The 18,282-nt window shown below is 70.1% G+C and carries 16 protein-coding genes; 7 read left to right on the plus strand and 9 right to left on the minus strand.

Annotation, left to right across the window (positions count from 1 at the left end):
- Window positions 1–202: 202 nt before the first annotated feature.
- Window positions 203–1,054: a formyltetrahydrofolate deformylase gene (purU, locus tag Psi01_RS23290; RefSeq protein ID WP_204066201.1), complete on the minus strand. Its 852-nt coding sequence runs from the start codon at window positions 1,052–1,054 to the stop codon at window positions 203–205.
- Between the two features lie 240 nt (window positions 1,055–1,294).
- Between purU and Psi01_RS23295 the strand changes: the two genes are divergently transcribed.
- From Psi01_RS23295 to Psi01_RS23305, 3 genes are read left to right on the plus strand one after another with little or no spacing between them, the layout of a single operon-like run.
- Complete coding sequence (locus Psi01_RS23295) at window positions 1,295–2,233, plus strand: inorganic phosphate transporter (RefSeq protein WP_204066202.1); 939 nt, start codon at window positions 1,295–1,297, stop codon at window positions 2,231–2,233.
- 52 nt (window positions 2,234–2,285) lie between these two features.
- Window positions 2,286–2,888: a DUF47 domain-containing protein gene (locus Psi01_RS23300; protein ID WP_239127945.1), complete on the plus strand. Its 603-nt coding sequence runs from the start codon at window positions 2,286–2,288 to the stop codon at window positions 2,886–2,888.
- A 28-nt stretch (window positions 2,889–2,916) separates the two neighbouring features.
- On the plus strand, window positions 2,917–3,375 hold the full coding sequence (locus tag Psi01_RS23305) for an NUDIX hydrolase (protein WP_204066204.1): 459 nt from the start codon (window positions 2,917–2,919) through the stop codon (window positions 3,373–3,375).
- Window positions 3,376–3,427: 52 nt separating this feature from the next.
- On the opposite strand, the gene Psi01_RS23310 is transcribed toward Psi01_RS23305, so the two are convergent.
- The 5 genes from Psi01_RS23310 to Psi01_RS44765 all read right to left on the minus strand — a co-directional run bounded on the left by Psi01_RS23310 (window position 3,428) and on the right by Psi01_RS44765 (window position 9,854).
- Window positions 3,428–4,588 (minus strand): FAD-dependent monooxygenase, encoded by a 1,161-nt coding sequence (locus tag Psi01_RS23310; protein WP_204066205.1) that lies wholly within the window; start codon window positions 4,586–4,588, stop codon window positions 3,428–3,430.
- Window positions 4,585–5,202 (minus strand): TetR/AcrR family transcriptional regulator, encoded by a 618-nt coding sequence (locus Psi01_RS44160; protein WP_204066206.1) that lies wholly within the window; start codon window positions 5,200–5,202, stop codon window positions 4,585–4,587. Before Psi01_RS44160 ends, Psi01_RS23310 begins: the two co-directional genes overlap by 4 nt.
- A 360-nt stretch (window positions 5,203–5,562) precedes the next feature.
- Window positions 5,563–7,428, minus strand: a complete 1,866-nt coding sequence (locus tag Psi01_RS23320; RefSeq protein WP_239127946.1) for a tetratricopeptide repeat protein — start codon at window positions 7,426–7,428, stop codon at window positions 5,563–5,565.
- Between the two features lie 363 nt (window positions 7,429–7,791).
- Window positions 7,792–8,289 (minus strand): GNAT family N-acetyltransferase, encoded by a 498-nt coding sequence (locus tag Psi01_RS23325; RefSeq protein WP_239127947.1) that lies wholly within the window; start codon window positions 8,287–8,289, stop codon window positions 7,792–7,794.
- Window positions 8,286–9,854, minus strand: a complete 1,569-nt coding sequence (locus Psi01_RS44765; protein ID WP_204066208.1) for an NsdA family TPR-like regulatory protein — start codon at window positions 9,852–9,854, stop codon at window positions 8,286–8,288. Before Psi01_RS44765 ends, Psi01_RS23325 begins: the two co-directional genes overlap by 4 nt.
- Before the next feature lie 438 nt (window positions 9,855–10,292).
- On the opposite strand from Psi01_RS44765, the gene Psi01_RS23335 reads away from it, so the two are divergent.
- The 4 genes from Psi01_RS23335 (at window position 10,293) to Psi01_RS23350 (ending at window position 13,940) form a co-directional block, all read left to right on the plus strand.
- Window positions 10,293–10,484 carry a hypothetical protein gene (locus tag Psi01_RS23335; RefSeq protein ID WP_239127949.1) on the plus strand — a complete coding sequence of 64 codons (192 nt, stop codon included), beginning with the start codon at window positions 10,293–10,295 and terminating at the stop codon, window positions 10,482–10,484.
- Between the two features lie 548 nt (window positions 10,485–11,032).
- On the plus strand, window positions 11,033–11,923 hold the full coding sequence (locus Psi01_RS23340; RefSeq protein WP_239127950.1) for a mechanosensitive ion channel family protein: 891 nt from the start codon (window positions 11,033–11,035) through the stop codon (window positions 11,921–11,923).
- A gap of 58 nt (window positions 11,924–11,981) precedes the next feature.
- The gene (locus tag Psi01_RS23345) at window positions 11,982–12,380 is read left to right on the plus strand and encodes a globin (protein ID WP_204066210.1); all 399 of its coding nucleotides are present in this window, start codon (window positions 11,982–11,984) and stop codon (window positions 12,378–12,380) included.
- Between the two features lie 30 nt (window positions 12,381–12,410).
- Window positions 12,411–13,940 (plus strand): glycoside hydrolase family 13 protein, encoded by a 1,530-nt coding sequence (locus tag Psi01_RS23350; RefSeq protein WP_204066211.1) that lies wholly within the window; start codon window positions 12,411–12,413, stop codon window positions 13,938–13,940.
- 8 nt (window positions 13,941–13,948) lie between these two features.
- Here the strand turns inward: Psi01_RS23350 and Psi01_RS23355 are convergent, their stop codons facing one another.
- The 3 genes from Psi01_RS23355 to Psi01_RS23365 all read right to left on the minus strand — a co-directional run bounded on the left by Psi01_RS23355 (window position 13,949) and on the right by Psi01_RS23365 (window position 17,681).
- Window positions 13,949–14,395, minus strand: coding sequence for an acyl-CoA thioesterase (locus Psi01_RS23355; protein ID WP_239127951.1), 447 nt, complete (start codon window positions 14,393–14,395; stop codon window positions 13,949–13,951).
- 158 nt (window positions 14,396–14,553) lie between these two features.
- Window positions 14,554–16,218 (minus strand): energy-dependent translational throttle protein EttA, encoded by a 1,665-nt coding sequence (gene ettA, locus Psi01_RS23360; protein ID WP_204066212.1) that lies wholly within the window; start codon window positions 16,216–16,218, stop codon window positions 14,554–14,556.
- Between the two features lie 164 nt (window positions 16,219–16,382).
- Complete coding sequence (locus Psi01_RS23365; RefSeq protein WP_204066213.1) at window positions 16,383–17,681, minus strand: GGDEF domain-containing protein; 1,299 nt, start codon at window positions 17,679–17,681, stop codon at window positions 16,383–16,385.
- Window positions 17,682–18,282 lie beyond the last annotated feature (601 nt).

Below are 18,282 nucleotides of genomic sequence, written 5' to 3' on the forward strand. Positions count from 1 at the left end.
TGAGCCTCTCACCATCCGGACCGGATGTGGAGAGGACGGCCGTCATCGGGAAAGCCCGCGCCCGCCGCGTCGGGCAGCACCGCGCAGGTGAAGAGGTGGTGCTTTCGCATCGGGTTCCTCCGGTGCCGGATATTTGAGACTTGTCAGGCGGCTGTCTGTCATTCGCCCCCGGACCCGGCCCGGATGTCCCCGATGCGATCGGTTATCGGGGGAAGATGATCGTCTTGTGCCCGTCGAGCACGACGCGCTGCTCGGCGTGCCACTTCACGGCCCTGGCCAGGGCCACGCACTCCAGGTCACGGCCGATGGCGACCAGGTCCTCCGGGGAGTGGCTGTGGTTGACCCGGGCGACCTCCTGCTCGATGATCGGGCCCTCGTCCAGGTCGGACGTCACGTAGTGGGCGGTGGCGCCGATCAGCTTGACTCCGCGGGCGTGGGCCTGGTGGTACGGCTTGGCGCCCTTGAACGACGGCAGGAACGAGTGGTGGATGTTGATCGCCCGGCCGGCCAGCTTCTCGCACAGCTCCTCCGACAGGATCTGCATGTAGCGGGCCAGCACCACCATGTCGGCCTGGTAGTGCTCGACCAGCGTCATGATCTCCGCCTCCTGGCGGGCCTTGCCCTGCGGGGCGATCGGCAGGTGGTGGTAGTCGATGCCGTACGACTGCGTGAGCGGGCGCAGGTCGGGGTGGTTGGAGGCCACACCGACGATCTCGATGTCCAGCAGGCCGGAGCGGACCCGGTAGAGCAGGTCGTTCAGGCAGTGGTCGAACTTGCTGACCAGGATGAGCGCGCGCGGCTTGACCGCCGCGTCGCGCAGCCGGATCTCCATGCCGAACTCGGGGGCCAGGGCGGCCAGGCCCGCGCGCACCTCGTCCTCGGGGATCGGGGCGGAGAACTGCACGCGCATGAAGAAGCGCCCGGCGTCCCGGTCGCCGAACTGCTGGCTTTCGATGATGTTGCAGCCCTTGCCGGCGAGCAGCCCGGAGACGGCGGCGACCACGCCGGGGCGGTCCGGGCAGGACAGGGTCAGAACATACTCGGCAGAACTCATGTCTTCACCCTTGGGGAGATCGGGTCGTACGGCGCCGCGAGGCTGGTCTGGGCAGGGTACAGCGTCCTTCGCCCGAGGCGGGATTCACCTGCGGCGGAGGTCCATCATCCGTCCGATCGCGGGTAGGTACAACGACATCGACGCCTTACGGGGGTGATCGGCGCGACGACCGTCCGCCTGCGGCCTCCTCGGCCGGATTCGGTTCCGCCGTCCCCCCGGAGCCCGCTGAGATGGAGGATTGTGAGCTCGCTTGCCCTGACCGCGCTCGCCGGTCTGTTCGCGGTCGTCTGCGGGATGAACGACGGCGGGGCGCTGCTCGCGACCGGGCTGAAGATCCCCAGTGTCCGGCCGGTCACCGGCGTGCTCATGATGATGGCCGCGCTCACCCTGGTCCCCCCGGTGGCCCACCAGGTCGCCCTCACCTTCACCACCCGGCTGACGACCATGGACGGTCCGGAGGGCCGGCTCGTGATGGCCATCGCGGTGCTCTCCGCGCTGGCCGTCGTGATGTTCCTGAGCAGCCGGGGGCGGCCCACCAGCCTGACCCTCGCCATCGTCGGCGCCCTGACCGGCGCCGACCTGGGCTGGGGCCTGCCGGTCGCCTACGAGTACGTGCTGTTCGTGCTCGCGGTCGCGCTGGCCGCGCCGTTCGTGGGGGCGCTGCTGGCCGTCCCGGCGGGCATCCTGCTGGTACGCGTGGCGCGCGGCCGCCGGCTGCGGCACTGGCACCGTGCCGGTTTCACCCTGCAGTGCCTGGCCTACGCGGCCAACGACGGCCAGAAGATGCTGGCCGTCTTCATGCTCGCCCTCGGCATCTCGGGGGCGCCGCTGTCCACCTGTTTCGCGATGGCCGGCCTCTTCGGAGCCGGTGCCGTGTACGGCCTGCCGCGTGCCGGCCGCCTGCTCAGCCGGGAGATCATCGTCTCCCGTCCCCTGCACGGGGTGACGGCCGAGCTGTCCACCGGCACCGCGGTGATCGGCTGCGCCGCGCTCGGCGCGCCGGTGAGCATGACCCAGACCATCGCCGGGGCCCTGATCGGGGCGGGGATGACCGAGAGCACCGGCCGGGTGCGCTGGCACGCCGCGACGAAGATCGTCATGGCCTGGGCGCTGACGTTGCCGGTGAGCGGGCTGCTCGCCGCGGCGGCCGCGCTCATCGTCCGAGGGTTGATCGCTTGAAGACCGTCAGAGGAGTGATCTTTTGAAACGGCTCCGCCGGGTTCGGGACCTGATGACCGGCCAGATGGACAGCGCCCTCACCGAGGCACTGATCGGGCAGCTGGAGGCCACCAAGGAGGGCGCCTGGCTGGCCATCGCGATGATCGGCGGGGACACCCGCCGGGCCGACGCGCACGAGGAGATGCGGGAGATCGAGCACCGGGGCGACACCCAGCGCGCCCGCCTGGTGGAGGAGCTGTCCGGATCCCTGATCACTCCCATCGACCGGGAGGACATCTTCCGGCTGTCCCGCTCGATCGACGACATCCTCGACTCCCTGCGCGACTTCGTCCGCGAGTCGCACCTGTACAGGGTCAGCGAGCAGCACCGCTTCGCCCCCATGCTCGACCAGGTGATCATCGGCATCGAAGCACTGGAGACCGCCGTCCACGACCTGGCCTCCGGCCCCTCGGTGGTCGCCCACGACGCGCTGCAGATCAAGAAGGCCGGCAGCACCCTGCAGCGCATGTACCAGTACGAGATCGCCCGGATCTTCTCCGGGGAGATCACCTCCGAGTCGATGAAGGAGCGCGAGCTGGTCCGCCGCCTGGAGATCGTCGGCACCGCGATCAGCGAGGCCGCCGACGCCATCGCCGACGGCGCGATGAAACGCTGAGGCCCGGCGGTGGTAGCGTGCCCGGCATATGAGCGACTCCGAGGTGAGCGACCGGCCCGCGGCGCGGGTGGTGTGCGTGGACGGCCGGGGACGGATCCTGCTGATGCGCTGGCACGACCCGGTCGGCGGCCAGGAGTTCTGGGAGCCCCCGGGCGGGGGGATCGACCGGGGCGAGACGCCCGCCGAGGCCGCCCGGCGGGAGCTGGCCGAGGAGACCGGGCTGCCGGGCGAGGCGGTGCTGGACAGGTGGGTGCCGGTGCGCCGGGAGTTCACCTGGCTCGGCGTGCGCTACGCCAAGACCGAGCGGTTCTATCTCGCCCGCTTCACCGGCACCCCCGAGGTGGCGCCCGGCGCGCTGACCTCGGAGGAGGACGGCACCTACCGCGGGTTCGGCTGGTTCTCCCCGGAAGAGCTGGCCGGGCTCGCCGACCCGCTGGAACCCCCGGACCTGGTCGCGGTCGTCTCCCGGCTCACGCTGCTGGGATGACCCGGCCGTCCCCGGAGCGCCGCCGGGGTGACCGGACCCGGTCGCTCCCCTTTCACGCCGCCGGGACGATGCTCCCGCTCAGGCGCCTGAACGCGCGGCCGGTGATCGCGCCGGAGCCGGGCAGGTCCGCCAGGCGGAACAGCCCGTTGCGTACGGAGATCCGCCAGGCCCGGTGCGGGACCATCCAGCCCGCGGCGGCGCGGCCGCTCTCCTGCTTGCCCTCGACGAACGGGCGCATCCGCCGCTCGTAGCGCTCCAGCGCTTCGCCGACGTCCGCGCCGAGCAGTTCGACGGCCAGCGTGTAGGCGCCGCCCATCGCCGTCGAGGCGCCCTGGCCGGCCATGAGCGAGACCGCGTGGGCGGCGTCGCCGATCAGGATGGTCCGGCCCCTGCTCCAGCGGGGCATCCGGATCTGGGCGACGCAGTCGTAGTAGGGGTCCTGGGGACAGTGGGCCAGCACCCGGTCCACCAGCTCCCCCATGCCCCGGTAGCGGGCCGTGATCTCGGCGTGCGGATCGGCGGGCGGCGCCGTACCGCCGCGGGCGTGCACCAGGAAGGCCGCCAGGCGGCCGTCCCGCACCGGGTAGAGCCCGGCCTGCCGGTCGGGCACGTTGACCAGCATCGCCCGCCTGCCGACCCGCCCGGCCAGCTCGTCGTCACTGATCAGATAGGAGGCGGTGTGATAGCCCAGGGGGTGCAGATAGCGCTCCTCGGGCCCGAACACCAGCCGGCGGACCACCGAGTGGATGCCGTCGGCCCCCACCAGCAGGCCGGCCCGGCTCACCGTCCCGTCGGTCAGCTCGACCTCCACCCCCTCGGGGACGTCGCGCACCGCGCTGACGCTGGTGCCGTACCGGATCTCCACGCCGGGGTCCAGCGACGACCGCAGCACCGACTCCAGGCCGCCGCGCATGACGCTGAGCACCCGGCCGCCGACCGCCGCCGAGGCGGAGGCGTACCGCAGGCCCCCGGCCCGCCTGCCGTTCCCGTCGAGGTAGACGAGCTCCTCGATGCCGGCGGCGATCCCGCGCAGCTCACCGAGGACGCCCATCCGCTCGGCCACGTCATACCCCGACCCGAAGAAGTCCATCATGTAGCCGTCGCTGCGCGGCCCGGCCGCCTTCTCCACGACCGTTACCTCGGCGCCGCCGCGCCGCAGCCACCAGGCCAGCGTGAGGCCGGCGATGCCTGCGCCGCAGATCAGGACTCTCATGAGGGTTCCCCTTCCGTGCCGAACAGTCCGTTGCGGTAGATGTCCAGCACTTCCTCGGCCCAGCGGGCCGCGCCCTCGGCCCCGAGGGGATCGACGCCCAGGACGTCGGCGAGCTGGTCCCGCAGGAGCAGCAGCATCAGGTCGCCGACCATCACGAAGGCTGTGCGGACCGCGGGGTCGCGGCCGGGCGCCATCAGGCCCCGGGCGACCAGCGCCTCGGTCGCCGCCGCGCCGGCCGCGAACCAGCGCCGGAAGATCGTGGTCCCCGCGGCGTCACCGGCCAGCAGCAGGCGGCGCAGGTAGCCGGGGATCGACGAACCGGGCGGGAGGTTCTCCAGGAGCGTCTCGGCGAAGGACCCGCCGTCCGACATGTCGAGCCCACCGGCCTCCGCACGGGCGAACAGGCCGTCGAAGACCGCGGCCACGTGCTCGTCCACCGCGGACCGCAGCCCCTCCTTGGAACCGAAGTGGTGGATGACGAGCCCGGGTGAGACCCCGGCGGCCGAGGCGATCTGGCGGACCGTGACCGAGTCCGGCCCCTGGGCCGCGAACAGTTCCAGCGCCCGGTCCCGGATGACGGCCCGGGCGGTGCGATCGTCATGTGCTGAACGCATGTTCAGCATACTAAACACATGTTCAGTCGATGGTCAATCGCGGTCCCGCGAGCAGGGCGCGGGGGCATACGCCGTCACTCCAGGACAAGACACGCCCACCCGAGAGGGGAGTATTGACTCCTTGGGAGGAAAATCTTCATACCTCCTCACCTCCGGGAGAAAACAGCCGATTGGCGGTGGAGAAATTTCTACCTCCCACCCGGAAGTCGGAGGATCCTCCTCCCGCATATCAGTGTTTCCCTTCCGGAATGAAAGTCTTTCCACCCGATGCCGGAAATAAGGGATAAGGGGGTATTTTCCCATCTGTGAAGCAGGGACATTCCACCGGCGGACCACGCCGGCGATCGCGTGCGGTCTCCCTCAGAAGTCCAGGGCGGCCCGGATGTCCGGGTCTCCGGGGTCGAGGTCGAGGGCCCGCCGGATGTCCCGCCTGGCACCTGCCTCGTCACCCAGGTCCCGCAGGGCCATGGCCCGGTTGAAGTACAGCTCGGCGCTCTCGCCGAGTTCTATCGCCCGTCCCAGGTCGGCCGCGGCACCCGCGGGGTCGCCGAGCCGATAGCGCAGGATCCCCCGGTTGGCCCAGGCCGCACCGAGCCCGGGCTCCCGGGCCAGGGCGGCGTCGAAGGCCGCCGCGGCCTCCTCGAACCGTCCCGCCTCGACATCGAGCTGTCCCCGGACGGTCAGCAGGTGGGGGTGGCCGGGGGCGAGCCCCAGCCCCGCCGCCACGTCGTCGCGCGCCCGGGCCTCGTGGCCCAGCATCGCCAGCACGCCGGCCCGGTTGACGTAGGCGTCCAGGTAGCCGGGGTCCAGCTCCAGGACGCGGTCCAGGTCCGCCCGGCCGCTCTCCAGGTCCCCCGTGACGAGGTGGAGCTCGGCCCGGTTGTAGTACGCCTCGGGCAGGGGCGGGCTCACATTGATCGCGGCCTCGTAGTCGGCCAGGGCGTCCTCGATGCGGCCGAGCGACAGCAGGAGGTTGCCCCGGTCCAGGTAGTAGTCGGCGAACAGGGGGTCGACGGCGATCGCGGCGCCGTACTCCTCCAGGGCCTCCTTCGTACGGCCCAGCACCGCCAGGAGCTGGCCCCGGTTGGCGTGCAGCACCATGCGGTGCACCGGATGCCTGTCCCCCAGCTCCGCCTCGGCCAGCGCGATGGCCGACTCGACCAGCGCGAGCGCCCGCGCCGGCCTCTTCTGGCGCATCTCGATCAGCGCCTGGCCGTTGCGGTCGAAGCCCAGCTTGAAGGCGCGCTCCCGGGGATCGGGCAGCAGCGAGGAGATGGCGATGGCCTGGTTGATCCATCCGGTGGCCCGGCCCAGGTCCCGGGCGGCCGGGTCGGGGTGGCGGGCGTCGAGCATGGCCGTGCCGTACGCGCAGGCCGCGTGCACGGCCGGGTCCTGGCTGACCCTGCGGACGTACTCGTAGAGGTCGCGGGCCTCCTCCTGCCGCCCCAGAGCGCCCAGGGCCGTGGCCGTGCGCTGGGCGAAGCGCCACCACTGCTCCGAGCCCCGCTCGGCCAGGCGCAGCCCGCGCACGCCGAGCTCGATCACCGCGGCGAGGAACCCCTCGTGGACGCAGTGGTCGACCGCGGTCCACAGCGCCGCGGCCCCCAGACCGGCGGGGTCGGAGCCTCGCTCGCGATGGAAGGGGACGGCCCCCAGCCGCAGGGAGAACTCACCCGCGGCCTCCAGCTCCCCGGCCCGCAGGTCGTGCAGCCGCGCGCGCTCGGCCGGGGAGGCGGCCTCATAGGCGGCGCGCGAGCGCTCGTCGGTGCACTCGGAGGCCACATGGGCCGCCGCGTCCCCCGGGGCGAGCCCGTCCCGGCCGGGAACCGCACCGGCGGCTCCGTCCCGCTCCGAGATCGTGACGCCGGAGAGCCACCCGGGCAGCGGGGCCCCGGGAGCGGGCACCAGGCCGCGGAACCAGGTCGGCGGCGCTCCGGCGCCCAGGACCACCACGGTCAGGACCGCCGGATCCAGCCGTCTGACCAGGATCTCGACCAGCTCGCGATCGGTCGGATCGGCCCGGTGGAGGTTGCGCACCACCAGCGTGAACGGCGCGGCGACAGGCGGGCGGCACGCGGGAAGGCACTCCGCGAGGAACTCCGCCACCCCGTTGGCGAGCCTGAGCGTGCGCCGGGGGGCGGGCACGAGGATGCGCTCGTCCTCCTCCAGCCGCGCCTCCATGCCCTCCCATCGCGCGATCACCCGATCCCGCAGGTCGGGAGCCACGCTCCGGATCTCTATGTCATGAGAAGCGACATGTCCGGGAATGCTCTCCAGCGCCTCGGGGACGACCCTGCGGAGCAGGGCGCCACCTACGGTGTAAGGGCCACGAAGACGCCGGTGCCCGTCCACGACGAGGCGGGACGGGGCCGGACGATCACCGAGAATCTCTCCACCGGTCAGCCAAAGATGCTCTCTCACCCCTTGTGGATGACGCTCGAAGCACCACTCAGCCTGGTGGTTCCGGGCTTACGGACAATGATCTTCTTCATCGTGTCCCCTGAGAATGAGCTATGGGTACGAAGAACAAGTATTGTGCTATTTCACCGAATCGCAATGCCCGATAATGGAATAGTTTTGAATTTGCGACTATTTGGGCAGGGGGGACATGACCCCAAGTAGATCTTTTTCCCCGTATACCACGACACATCCGCCGCGTTCTTCGCGACGGACCTCGTGCCAGCCGTACTTGCGGTAAAGCTCGATCGCGGCCGGCTGGTTCAGTGTGGTATCCCCCCGCAGACGCGAGTAGCCCAGCGCGATCGCGCGGATCTCGAGCGCCGAGACCATCCGCGCGCCGTACCCGCGCCGCTGGAACTCCGGATGCACCCGCATCCTGCACATCTCCGCGGTCGTGTCGTCGACCCGCCTGAGGCCGCCCATCGCCACCACGCGGCCGCCGGGGATCTCCCCCACGAGGAACTCCCCACGATCGGCGAGGTAGATCTCGTTGATCCGGGGGAAGTCGTCGTCGTACCAGACACCGTCGCCCGGCTGGAGCCCGACCTGGGCGAGGCAGATCTGATGCAACGCCCAGACGGCTTCGAGGTCAGACCAGCGGTATCGCCTGATCCCCAGATGGCTCATACATCGACACCCCTCGGCATGGCCGCCTCGGTCGCCGGGGCCGCGTGCAGCGCGTCCAGATAGGCCCTGAGCTCAGGATGGTTGGGATCCTTGCTCTCGACCGCCTTGGCCACCTCGTATGCGCGCTGCATGAGAATGTCGGGCCTGCATCCCTCGCCCAGTCCCTCGACCGTGACCCGGGCGATCCTCAGGGCCTCCTGGAGGTCGCCCTCGATCACCTTGCACTTGGCCCGGTCGAGCTTGATGAGCGTGGGGTCGAGCCAGTCGGACGGGCCGTACTTGGTCAGCGCCTGCTCCAGGATGAGATCGGCCTCCATCGCCTGTCCCAGCCTGACCAGGGCGTCGCCCTGGTGGAAGTAGAGCTGGCGCTCGGTGTAACCGAAGGCCGCGTCGTCCTGGTCGACGGCGGGCATCTGGGAGAAGGCCGCCCGCGCCCGGGACAGCGCCCGTTTGGCCTGGTCGACGACGTCCTTCTTGCCCGCGCCCGAGAGCATCGCAAGCGCCCGGGCCTCGACGACCGGCGCCATCGCCTGGGCCGCGCAGGGGGTCTGGCCCGCCATGTCGCGGCTCTTCTTGGCCAGGTTGAGCGCCTCGCGCGGATCGCCGTAGTAGAGCGGGACCAGGGCCTCCCTGGCCGTGACCCAGGCGCGCAGGGCGCGGTCGCCCGTCTCGTCGGCCGCCGTCCTGCCGGTCCTGAAGAAGGACCTGGCCATGCGGTGGTCACCGAGGTTGATCATGATCATGCCGCTGAGGCCGGCCAGCTGGGCCGCCATCCTGCACAGCCGTTCCTGCAGGTCGACGGGCTGACGCCGTTCCATCGCCTTGCGCACGGCGCTGAACTCCAGCAGAACGTCGCACAGCAGCCGGAGCGGCGGGGTGTTCATGTATTGGCGGCCGAATCCGACCGTGGCCTCCTCCCACTGGTCGAGCATGGCGGGGGAGACCGTCGCCGACACCAGCGTGTCGTCCATCCTCCTCCTTATGCTCTCCACAGAGCCGAGCACCTGTCCGTCCAACGCGACGGTGCTACCGGCCAGGAGCCCCAAAAGCGTTCTCCGTAGCACGTTCTCGTCCTCCTCGCCCCCGGCCGCAGAGGAGTTGCTGTCGATCTGCTGAATCCACAGCTCACGCGGTCCGGGGGAAGTGTCGGGTCTTCCCTCCTGGAGATCGCCTCGGACGACACCGGGCATCTTGTGGCCGTGGCCGCAGATGCACGGACCCTCGTATCCAAGGGCGACCGGTTCAACCCGGTAGACGGTGCACAGATAGTGGAGGTATTCGGGGCCGGGTCGCTTCAGCCCGCTCTCGTACGCGGACAGAAGGGTCTCCCCGATGCCCGGCGCCGGCTTCGCGTCGCGTTCGAACAGCGCCCTGACCTGCTCGATCACGTCCGCGAGAGCGATGCCGTGCGCGAGACGGTGTCCTTTGATCCGTGTGGTCCCGAACTGAGCCCCGCACTTCTCGTAGATCTCCTCGGCGATCTGAGCCGAAGAGCGTCCCGCAGCCAGGCCTCGCGCCCGGATCTGCCGCGCCAACTCTGTCTCTCTGTGCTGCCTGCCGGACATACCGGCCCCTCTCTCGTGGCCAGCTGGGCGGGCTGGCACACTATGTCCCGACCGGTCCTCTCCCGCTGACTCAGTGTGATTCAGGTGTCGCACTGCGCCTACCCAGAATGATGGACCACCTTTGACTCATCCGGAACCAGCCAATAGAGCCCTTGGCTAAGGATCGTCTCCCCCCGGACTGTTTCTTTCAACCTACTTGGGACAAGGCCCACCCTGACCTCGTTATCCGTGACGTTGACCCCTGAGCCCAGGTGAGTCATCTTGGGCCCACCAGCATCGAATTGACGCGGTCACCAGAACCGAATTCGGTGCGATAGGGGACCTAAAAAGGAGGCGAACGAGGTGCAGGGAGACGACTTCGGGCACCTGGAGCGGTTGGTGTCAGAACTGGACGCTCGCGGGTTGCACGCCCGGGTAGTGCGGACCCACTCGGGCCGCGTGTTCGTCCGTGTGATCAACCCGAACGCGACCAGTCTGGCGGAGAACGTCACCTGCCGAGCCCAGGCCTCCGCCCCCAGCCACCCGGATTGGTACTACTGGTGGTCCTGGGGCGAGAAGATGCACACGGCGGAGGACCCCGCCGGTGCCGCGACCAAGGTCGCACGCGTACTCGCCGCGGTGGGCGAATGATGACGGCGACGATCCCGGACGGAGCGCAGCCGTCCCGGCTCGTCGCCACCACCGCGGCTCGACGGAGCCGGCGGGGTGGCCGGTGCGGAGCGTCCCCGGACGCTGGACACCCCGCCGGCTTCGAAACCTTCGAAGCCGAAGCCGCCGCCCGGACTCGTCCGGGCACCGAAGCCACCGCCCGGGCTCGTCCGGGCGGTGATCGGGGGGATCCCCCCACGGAAACGGCACGGGACACGCTTCCGGGTGCGTGCCCCGTCCGAGCCGTACGTCACCGGAGCGTCAGGACTCGCCCCCCGCGGCCCCGGGTCCCGATGTCCCCGTCTTCCCCGGCGTGATGTGACGGCGGCCGGTTCGGTCGGCAATATGGGTACGGTCGATGACTTGACCCCATATTTGCCGACCGACCCGATCCGGGAGGGATCCTCTCCGTGTTCTTGCTGTCTCCCACTCCCACTCCCAAGCCGAACCCAAGCTTTCCTGATCTAAGCCAGATGGAGGCGGGTTTGACCAGCGAGTGCAGCGGCAGCGGCAGCGTAATCTGCGACGTCATGGAAGTAGTCCTTCCCGCCAGGTGGGCACCCCTGGTCTCGGGCGTCCTCGCCATCCTGCTCATCGTGCTCGTCGCGCTGATCCTGCGGAAAGTGGCCCACCGCCTGATCACCCGGGTGGTACGGCGGGCCTCCTCGGGCGTCGGCGGCGGGCTGGCCGGGCGCCTCCGCGGCCGGCAGACGGTGCAGCCCGAAGGACTCGACGCCGTCGCCGCCGAACGGCGCAGGCAGCGCGCCGAGACCATCGGCTCGGTGCTGCGCCCCCTGGCCTCGATCATCGTCCTCGGCACCGCGGGCCTGACCGTCCTGGACCGCCTGTCCGTCCCGATCGCCCCGCTGCTGACCAGCGTCGGAATCGTGGGCGTGGCCATCGGCTTCGGCGCCCAGGAACTCGTCAAGGACTTCATCGCCGGCATGTTCATGCTCCTGGAGGACCAGTACGGCGTGGGCGACGTGATCGACGTGGGCTCCGCCGTCGGCGCCCCCACCAGCGGCACCGTCGAGGCCGTCACCCTGCGGATCACCCGCGTGCGCGACGCCGACGGCCGGGTCTGGTACGTGCGCAACGGCACCATCACCCGCGTGGGCAACGAGTCGCAGGGCTGGTCCCGCGCCACCGTGGACGTCCCGGTCGCCTACACCGCCGACGTCCCCGCGGTCCGCGAGATCCTGCAGCGGGTCACCGAGGACATCTGGGAGGACCCGGACTTCCGCGACACCGTCATCGTCGAGGAGCCGCAGGTCTGGGGGATCGAGCAGATCTCCGACACGGCCGTGGTCTTCCGGATCAGCGCCAAGACCATCCCGTCCCGCCAGGCCGAGGTCGCCCGCGAGCTCCGTCTCCGGGTGAAGGCCGCCCTCGACCGCGAGGCCATCACGATCGCCGGCTGACGCCCTCGTCTCCCCCGGCGGCGGACGGCTTGTCCCGGACACCCCTTAGGCTGGAAATGTGTCAGGTAGCACCGAGGAAACCCAGTCCTTCTACGACGCCGTCGGCGGGGAGGAGACCTTCCGCCGTCTCGTCCACCGTTTCTACGAGGGCGTCGTCGAAGACCCGCTGCTGTGGCCGCTCTACCCCCAGGAGGACCTGGCCGGGGCCGAGGAACGGCTGCGCCTGTTCCTGATCCAGTACTGGGGCGGGCCCGGCACCTACAGCCAGCAGCGCGGCCACCCGCGGCTGCGGATGCGGCACAACCCGTTCGTCATCGGCGGCGCCGAACGCGACGCCTGGCTCAAGCACATGCGCGACGCGGTGGACTCGCTGGGGCTGCCCGCCGAGCTGGACAAGCGGCTGTGGGACTATCTCGTCTACGCCGCGCACAGCATGGTGAACGCCCCCGACGCATAAATCTCACCGCGCGGGGGCAACTCATCACACATGGAAGCCCCCTGGTGGCGTGAGGCCGTCGTCTATGAGATCTACGTCCGCAGCTTCGCCGACGCCTCGGGAGACGGCGTCGGCGACCTGGCCGGCGTCCGGCAGCGCCTGCCGTACCTCGCCGAGCTCGGAGTCGACGCGATCTGGCTGGCGCCCTTCTACCGCTCGCCCATGACGGACGGCGGCTACGACGTGGCCGACTACCGGGACGTCGACCCGCTCTTCGGCACCCTGGCCGACTTCGACGCGATGGTGGCCGACGCGCACGAGCTCGGGCTGCGGGTGATCGTGGACATCGTGCCCAACCACAGCTCCGCCGAGCACCCGTGGTTCCAGGCCGCCCTGCGCGGCGAGGGGCGCGAGCGCTATCTGTTCCGGGAGGGCGGGACCCGGCCGCCGAACAACTGGCAGTCGGTCTTCGGCGGCCCGGCCTGGACCCGGCTGCCCGACGGGCAGTGGTACCTGCACCTGTTCGACCCGTCCCAGCCCGACTTCAACTGGCGCAACCCCGAGGTGCACGCCGAGTTCCTCGACGTGCTCAGGTTCTGGCTGGACCGGGGGGTGGACGGGTTCAGGATCGACGTGGCGATGGGCCTGTACAAGGCCGAAGGGCTGCCCGACACCCCGCCGGGCAAGCAGGCGTTCAAGGCCGAGTCGCCCATCTGGGGGCGCCCTGAGGTCCACGAGGTCTACCGGCAGTGGCGCAAGGTGCTCGACTCCTACCCCGGCGAGCGCATGGCCGTCGGCGAGGTGTGGACCGACTCCGCCGAGGATCTGGCCCTCTATCTGCGCCCCGACGAGCTGCACCAGAGCTTCAACTTCGCCTGGCTGGAGGCACCCTGGTCGGCCACCGCCTTCAGGACCGTCATCGACGACACCATGGTCACCGGGACCGCCCCCACGTGGGTGCTGTCCAACCACGACGTGGTGCGCCCCGTGACCCGCTACGGCGAGGGGCTGGTCAACTCCACCACCGGCCTGGCCCGGGCCAGGGCGGCGCTGCTGACCATGCTCGCCCTGCCGGGGTCGGCCTATCTCTACCAGGGTGAGGAACTCGGCCTCCCCGAGGTGAAGGATCTTCCCCCGGAGGTCCGCCAGGATCCCGTCTTCGCCCGCTCGGGCGGGAAGATCCCCGGACGGGACGGCTGCCGGGTCCCCCTGCCCTGGTCGGGGATCGCCGAGCCGTACGGCTTCTCCCCCGAGGCTGTCGACCCCTGGCTCCCGCAGCCGCCCGAATGGGCCGCGCTGACCGCCGAGCGCCAGTCCTCCGACCCCGGCTCGACGCTGGCCTTCTGCCGGCAGGCCCTGCGGATCCGCCGCGAGCTGCGCGCCTCGCTCCCCGACCGCATCACCTGGCTGGACTCCCCCGAGGACGCCCTCTTCTTCACCCGGGACTCGCTGACCTGCGCCGTCAACTGCGGCACAGATCCGGTACGGCTCCCGCCGCACGAGGAGCTCCTGATCTCCAGCGCCCCGGTGAACGACGGCATCCTGCCCCCGGACACCGCCGCCTGGCTGCGCACGCCGTAGCGGACCGCCTATCCGGCCTCGGCGGCGAACCTGCGCAGATAGGCGAGCTCGTCCTCGTTCAGCCGCCGGGGAGCGGACTTCTGCACGTCGTAGGCGACGAGGACCGAGCGGGCGTGGACGAAGACCTCGTGATCGTCACGGATCTCGTAGTCGAGCGTGAAGCGCACCGGGCGGATCTCACTCACCCAGGTCTCCACCCTGACCGGGTCCGGCCGGAAGGTGAGGGGCCTGCGGTAGTCGATCTCGTGCCGGGCGATGACGAGCCCGCGGAAGGGGTCCAGTCCCTCCCGGTGCGGGTCGATGTGGAACATCGCCAGGCGGGCGTCCTCGAGGTAGTCGAAGTAGCGCACGTTGTTGACGTGGCCCAGTGAGTCGATGTCCGCGAACCTGACGGCCCTGGGGAAGACATGCCGATGACCGCGGCTCACGCCGTCCAGGCTGGTTTGTCCGAGCACACCGGAAACCGTAGCGGCCCCCGGATCCTCGCCGGACGGCGGGGTTCCGGGGGCCGCGTAGGCCGGTGCCGGTCACGGGCGGACCTGTGGCGGATCGCCCGCTCCGGCTGACACCGGTCACGGGCGGGCCCGTGGCGGGCCGTCCGTCGTGGCCGGTGTCAGTCGCGGGTGAGCTTGCGGTAGGTCACGCGGTGCGGGCGGGCCGCCTCGGCGCCCATGCGCTCGATCTTGTTCTTCTCGTAGTCGGCGAAGTTGCCCTCGAACCAGAACCAGTTCGAGCCCTCCTCCCACGCCAGGATGTGGGTCGCGATGCGGTCGAGGAACCACCGGTCGTGCGAGGTGATGACCGCGCAGCCGGGGAAGTCGAGCAGCGCGTTCTCCAGGCTGGAGAGCGTCTCGGTGTCGAGGTCGTTGGTGGGCTCGTCGAGCAGGAGCACGTTGCCGCCCTGCTTGAGGGTCAGCGCCAGGTTGAGGCGGTTGCGCTCGCCACCGGACAGGACCCCGGCCTTCTTCTGCTGGTCCGGGCCCTTGAACCCGAAGGCGGCGATGTAGGCGCGAGACGGCATCTCGACGTTGCCCACCTTGATGTGGTCGAGCCCGTCGGAGACGACCTCCCAGACGTTCTTGTTCGGGTCGATGCCGCCGCGGCTCTGGTCGGCGTAGGAGATCTTGACGGTGTCGCCGATGATGATCGAACCGCTGTCCGGGGTCTCACCGCCGGTGATCATGCGGAAGAGCGTGGTCTTGCCGACGCCGTTGGGGCCGATGATGCCGACGATGCCGTTGCGCGGCAGGTCGAAGGTGAGCCCGTCCATCAGGAGGCGGTCGCCGAAGCCCTTGGTGAGGTTCTCGGCCCGGATGACCGTGGTGCCCAGGCGCGGGCCCGGCGGGATCTGGATCTCCTCGAAGTCCAGCTTGCGGTACTTGTCGGCCTCGGCGGCCATCTCCTCGTAGCGCTGGAGACGGGCCTTGCTCTTGGCCTGGCGGGCCTTGGGGTTGGAGCGCACCCACTGCAGCTCCTCCTCCAGGCGCTTCCTGCGCTTGGCGTCCTTCTGCCCCTCGACCTTCAGACGGGAGGCCTTGGACTCCAGGTAGGTGGAGTAGTTGCCCTCGTAGGGGTAGCAGCGGCCGCGGTCGAGCTCGAGGATCCAGGTGGCGACGTTGTCCAGGAAGTAACGGTCGTGGGTGACGGCCAGGACGGTCCCGGGGTACTTCTCCAGGTGGGACTCCAGCCACTGCACGCTCTCGGCGTCGAGGTGGTTGGTGGGCTCGTCGAGCAGGAGCAGGTCGGGCTGCTCCAGCAGCAGCTTGCACAGGGCGACCCGGCGGCGCTCACCACCGGAGAGCTTGGTGACCTCGGCGTCCGGCGGCGGGCAGCGCAGGGCGTCCATCGCCTGCTCCAGCTGGCTGTCGAGGTCCCACCCGTTGCGGTGGTCGAGGGCGTCCTGGAGCTTGCCCATCTCCTCCAGCAGCTCGTCGCTGTAGTCGGTGGCCATCAGCTCGGCGATCTCGTTGAACCGGTCGAGCATGGCCTTGGTCTCGGCCACACCCTCCTCGACGTTGCCGAGCACGGTCTTGGACTCGTTGAGCGGGGGCTCCTGCTGGAGCATGCCGACGGTGAAGCCGGGCATGAGCCGGGCGTCGCCGTTGGACGGCTGCTCCAGGCCCGCCATCATCCTCAGCAGCGTCGACTTCCCGGTGCCGTTGGGGCCCAGGACACCGATCTTGGCGCCCGGCAGGAACGACAGCGTCACATCGTCGAGAACAACCTTGTCGCCGTGCGCCTTGCGCACGCGCTGCATCGTGTAGATGTACTCCGGCATGCCCCCTAGCTTAGGGCCTGTCACCAAACCCTCGCTCGCTCACGACCACCCGGCCCGGCCTGCCCGTCTTCCCCCTGCGCCTGCCGTACGGCTTCGCCCCCGCTGTCCGGTATTTCCCCGCGCAATCCAGGAGCCTGACCCACTCGTGGAGTCGGGCCGCGAGATCAGCCGGGCGCCACCTCGGGATCGGGCGGGCAGACCGGAGGGGCGGGGAGCACGGGGAGGCAGACGCGGTTGCGGCCGAGCTCCTTGGCCCGGTAGAGGGCCAGGTCGGCCGCGGCCAGCAGTTCGATGAGGTCGTTTCCGTGCACCTTCATGATCGCGATTCCGGTCGAGACCGTCACGGTGATCTCGGTGCCGTCGGTGGGGATCCTCATCCGGGCGATGCGGACCCGCAAGCGCTCGGCGACCCGCTGAGCCTCGCTCGCGTCGGCCCGGGGAAGCAGGACCACGAACTCCTCCCCGCCGAACCGGCCCACCACGTCGTAGTCACGCAGCTGGTTGCGCAACGTGCCCGCCACTCCGATGAGGACCTGGTCTCCGAGGAGGTGCCCGTAGGCGTCGTTGACCCGTTTGAAGTGGTCGATGTCGATGATCAGCATGGCGAGGCACTCACCGTTGCGCCTGGCCCTGCTGATCTCGGTGTCCGCCTCCCGCTGCCAGGCCGCGGCGTTGAGCAGGCCGGTCTTGGAGTCGGTGCGGGCCGCGGCCTGGAGCTGGGCGTGTAGGAGACTCCGCTGGAGCAGGACCACCGGCGGCAGCGCCAGCACCAGCAGCACCAGGTTGATCCCGCACGTGATGGCCACGATGACGCCGAGACAGAGCTCGACCACGTCGAGCAGGAGGGTCTCGCGGTCCCACAGCACCTCACGCCAGTGGCTCTCGGGATCCGCGGCGTGCGCGGCGACGGCGATCAGCCCGGTGTTGACCAGGGCGAACAACACCGCGCACCCGATCGCCAGGAGGATCGGCCACCCCGTCCCGCCGCTCAGCGCGGATTGCGGGCCCCCGGCCGCGTGGAACAGCACGGAGGCGGCGCACCCGGCCAGCCCGATGGCCGCGCAGGTGAAGATCCTCCGGTGGACGAACGTCTCACGGACGCGTTTCTGCAGCAGGATCTGGAGAGGGATGGGGGCCAGCAATGCGTAAACCGGCGGCAGGAGCAGCGCGATCGGCAGCCACCACGCCGACAGCATGTCCCGCGAGACGCCGGCCGGTATGCCGAGCCTCCGGGTCGCCTCGATGCAGACCGCGCCGCACAGCAGCAGCGCCGTGAAGGTCAGCAGGTCGTTCCAGCGGAACTCGGTCGCCCCGGCGAACAGGACGATCGCGACCAGTGCCAGCGCTATGACCCCGCACAGGTAGACGACGAGCGGGCGACGCTGCCCGAGCAGAGGCCACCGGCCGGCCAAGGTCGCCACGCCTTCGCGCGACTTGACCGAGGTGTGACTGGGCACCGCCATCCCGCCCCCCTCTTTGACTAACGATGTGTAACACAATAGTTGCGGAGTGTGCGGTGCGCGATGGGAACCGCTACCTTTGCTCACTGAGCTGTCCTCTCGGCGGCTCGTCACCGGAACCGCTCTCTCCGCGAGCGGTCCTGCGGGAAAGGAGCAGCCATGCTGCGGGGCGTGACCTGGATCTGACAGGTGCCTCGGCGTCTGACATGGGCAAGACCCATCGGCGGATCTCCTCGGTGTCACCGAACCTCACCAGTGGGGCACCGGCCGTTCAGCCGATGCCCCCTCCTTCCCAGATCCGCACGGCTTGACCCCGGGGACACCCGGAACCTCCGAGCCGACCGGCGTCAGACCACCGGCATCAGCCGGACATGTCGTCCGGTGCCAGACCACCATCCGCGCGTCAACGACCACGGCGCCCGGCCACGGCCGCCGCTTCCCCATTGGCCGGACACGCCACCCGGCTCAGGACATCGTCACTCCATCCGCCGACACGGCATCCGATCCAGAGCACCATTACCCCACCGGCCGGACACGGCACGCGGCGCAGAGCGCCATCACCCATCCGCCGGACACGGCATCCGGCTTTTGCGTGGCCCACTTC

Origin of the sequence: Paraplanobispora siamensis (assembly GCF_016863175.1) — a bacterium.
In the GTDB taxonomy this organism is placed as follows: domain Bacteria; phylum Actinomycetota; class Actinomycetes; order Streptosporangiales; family Streptosporangiaceae; genus Planobispora; species Planobispora siamensis.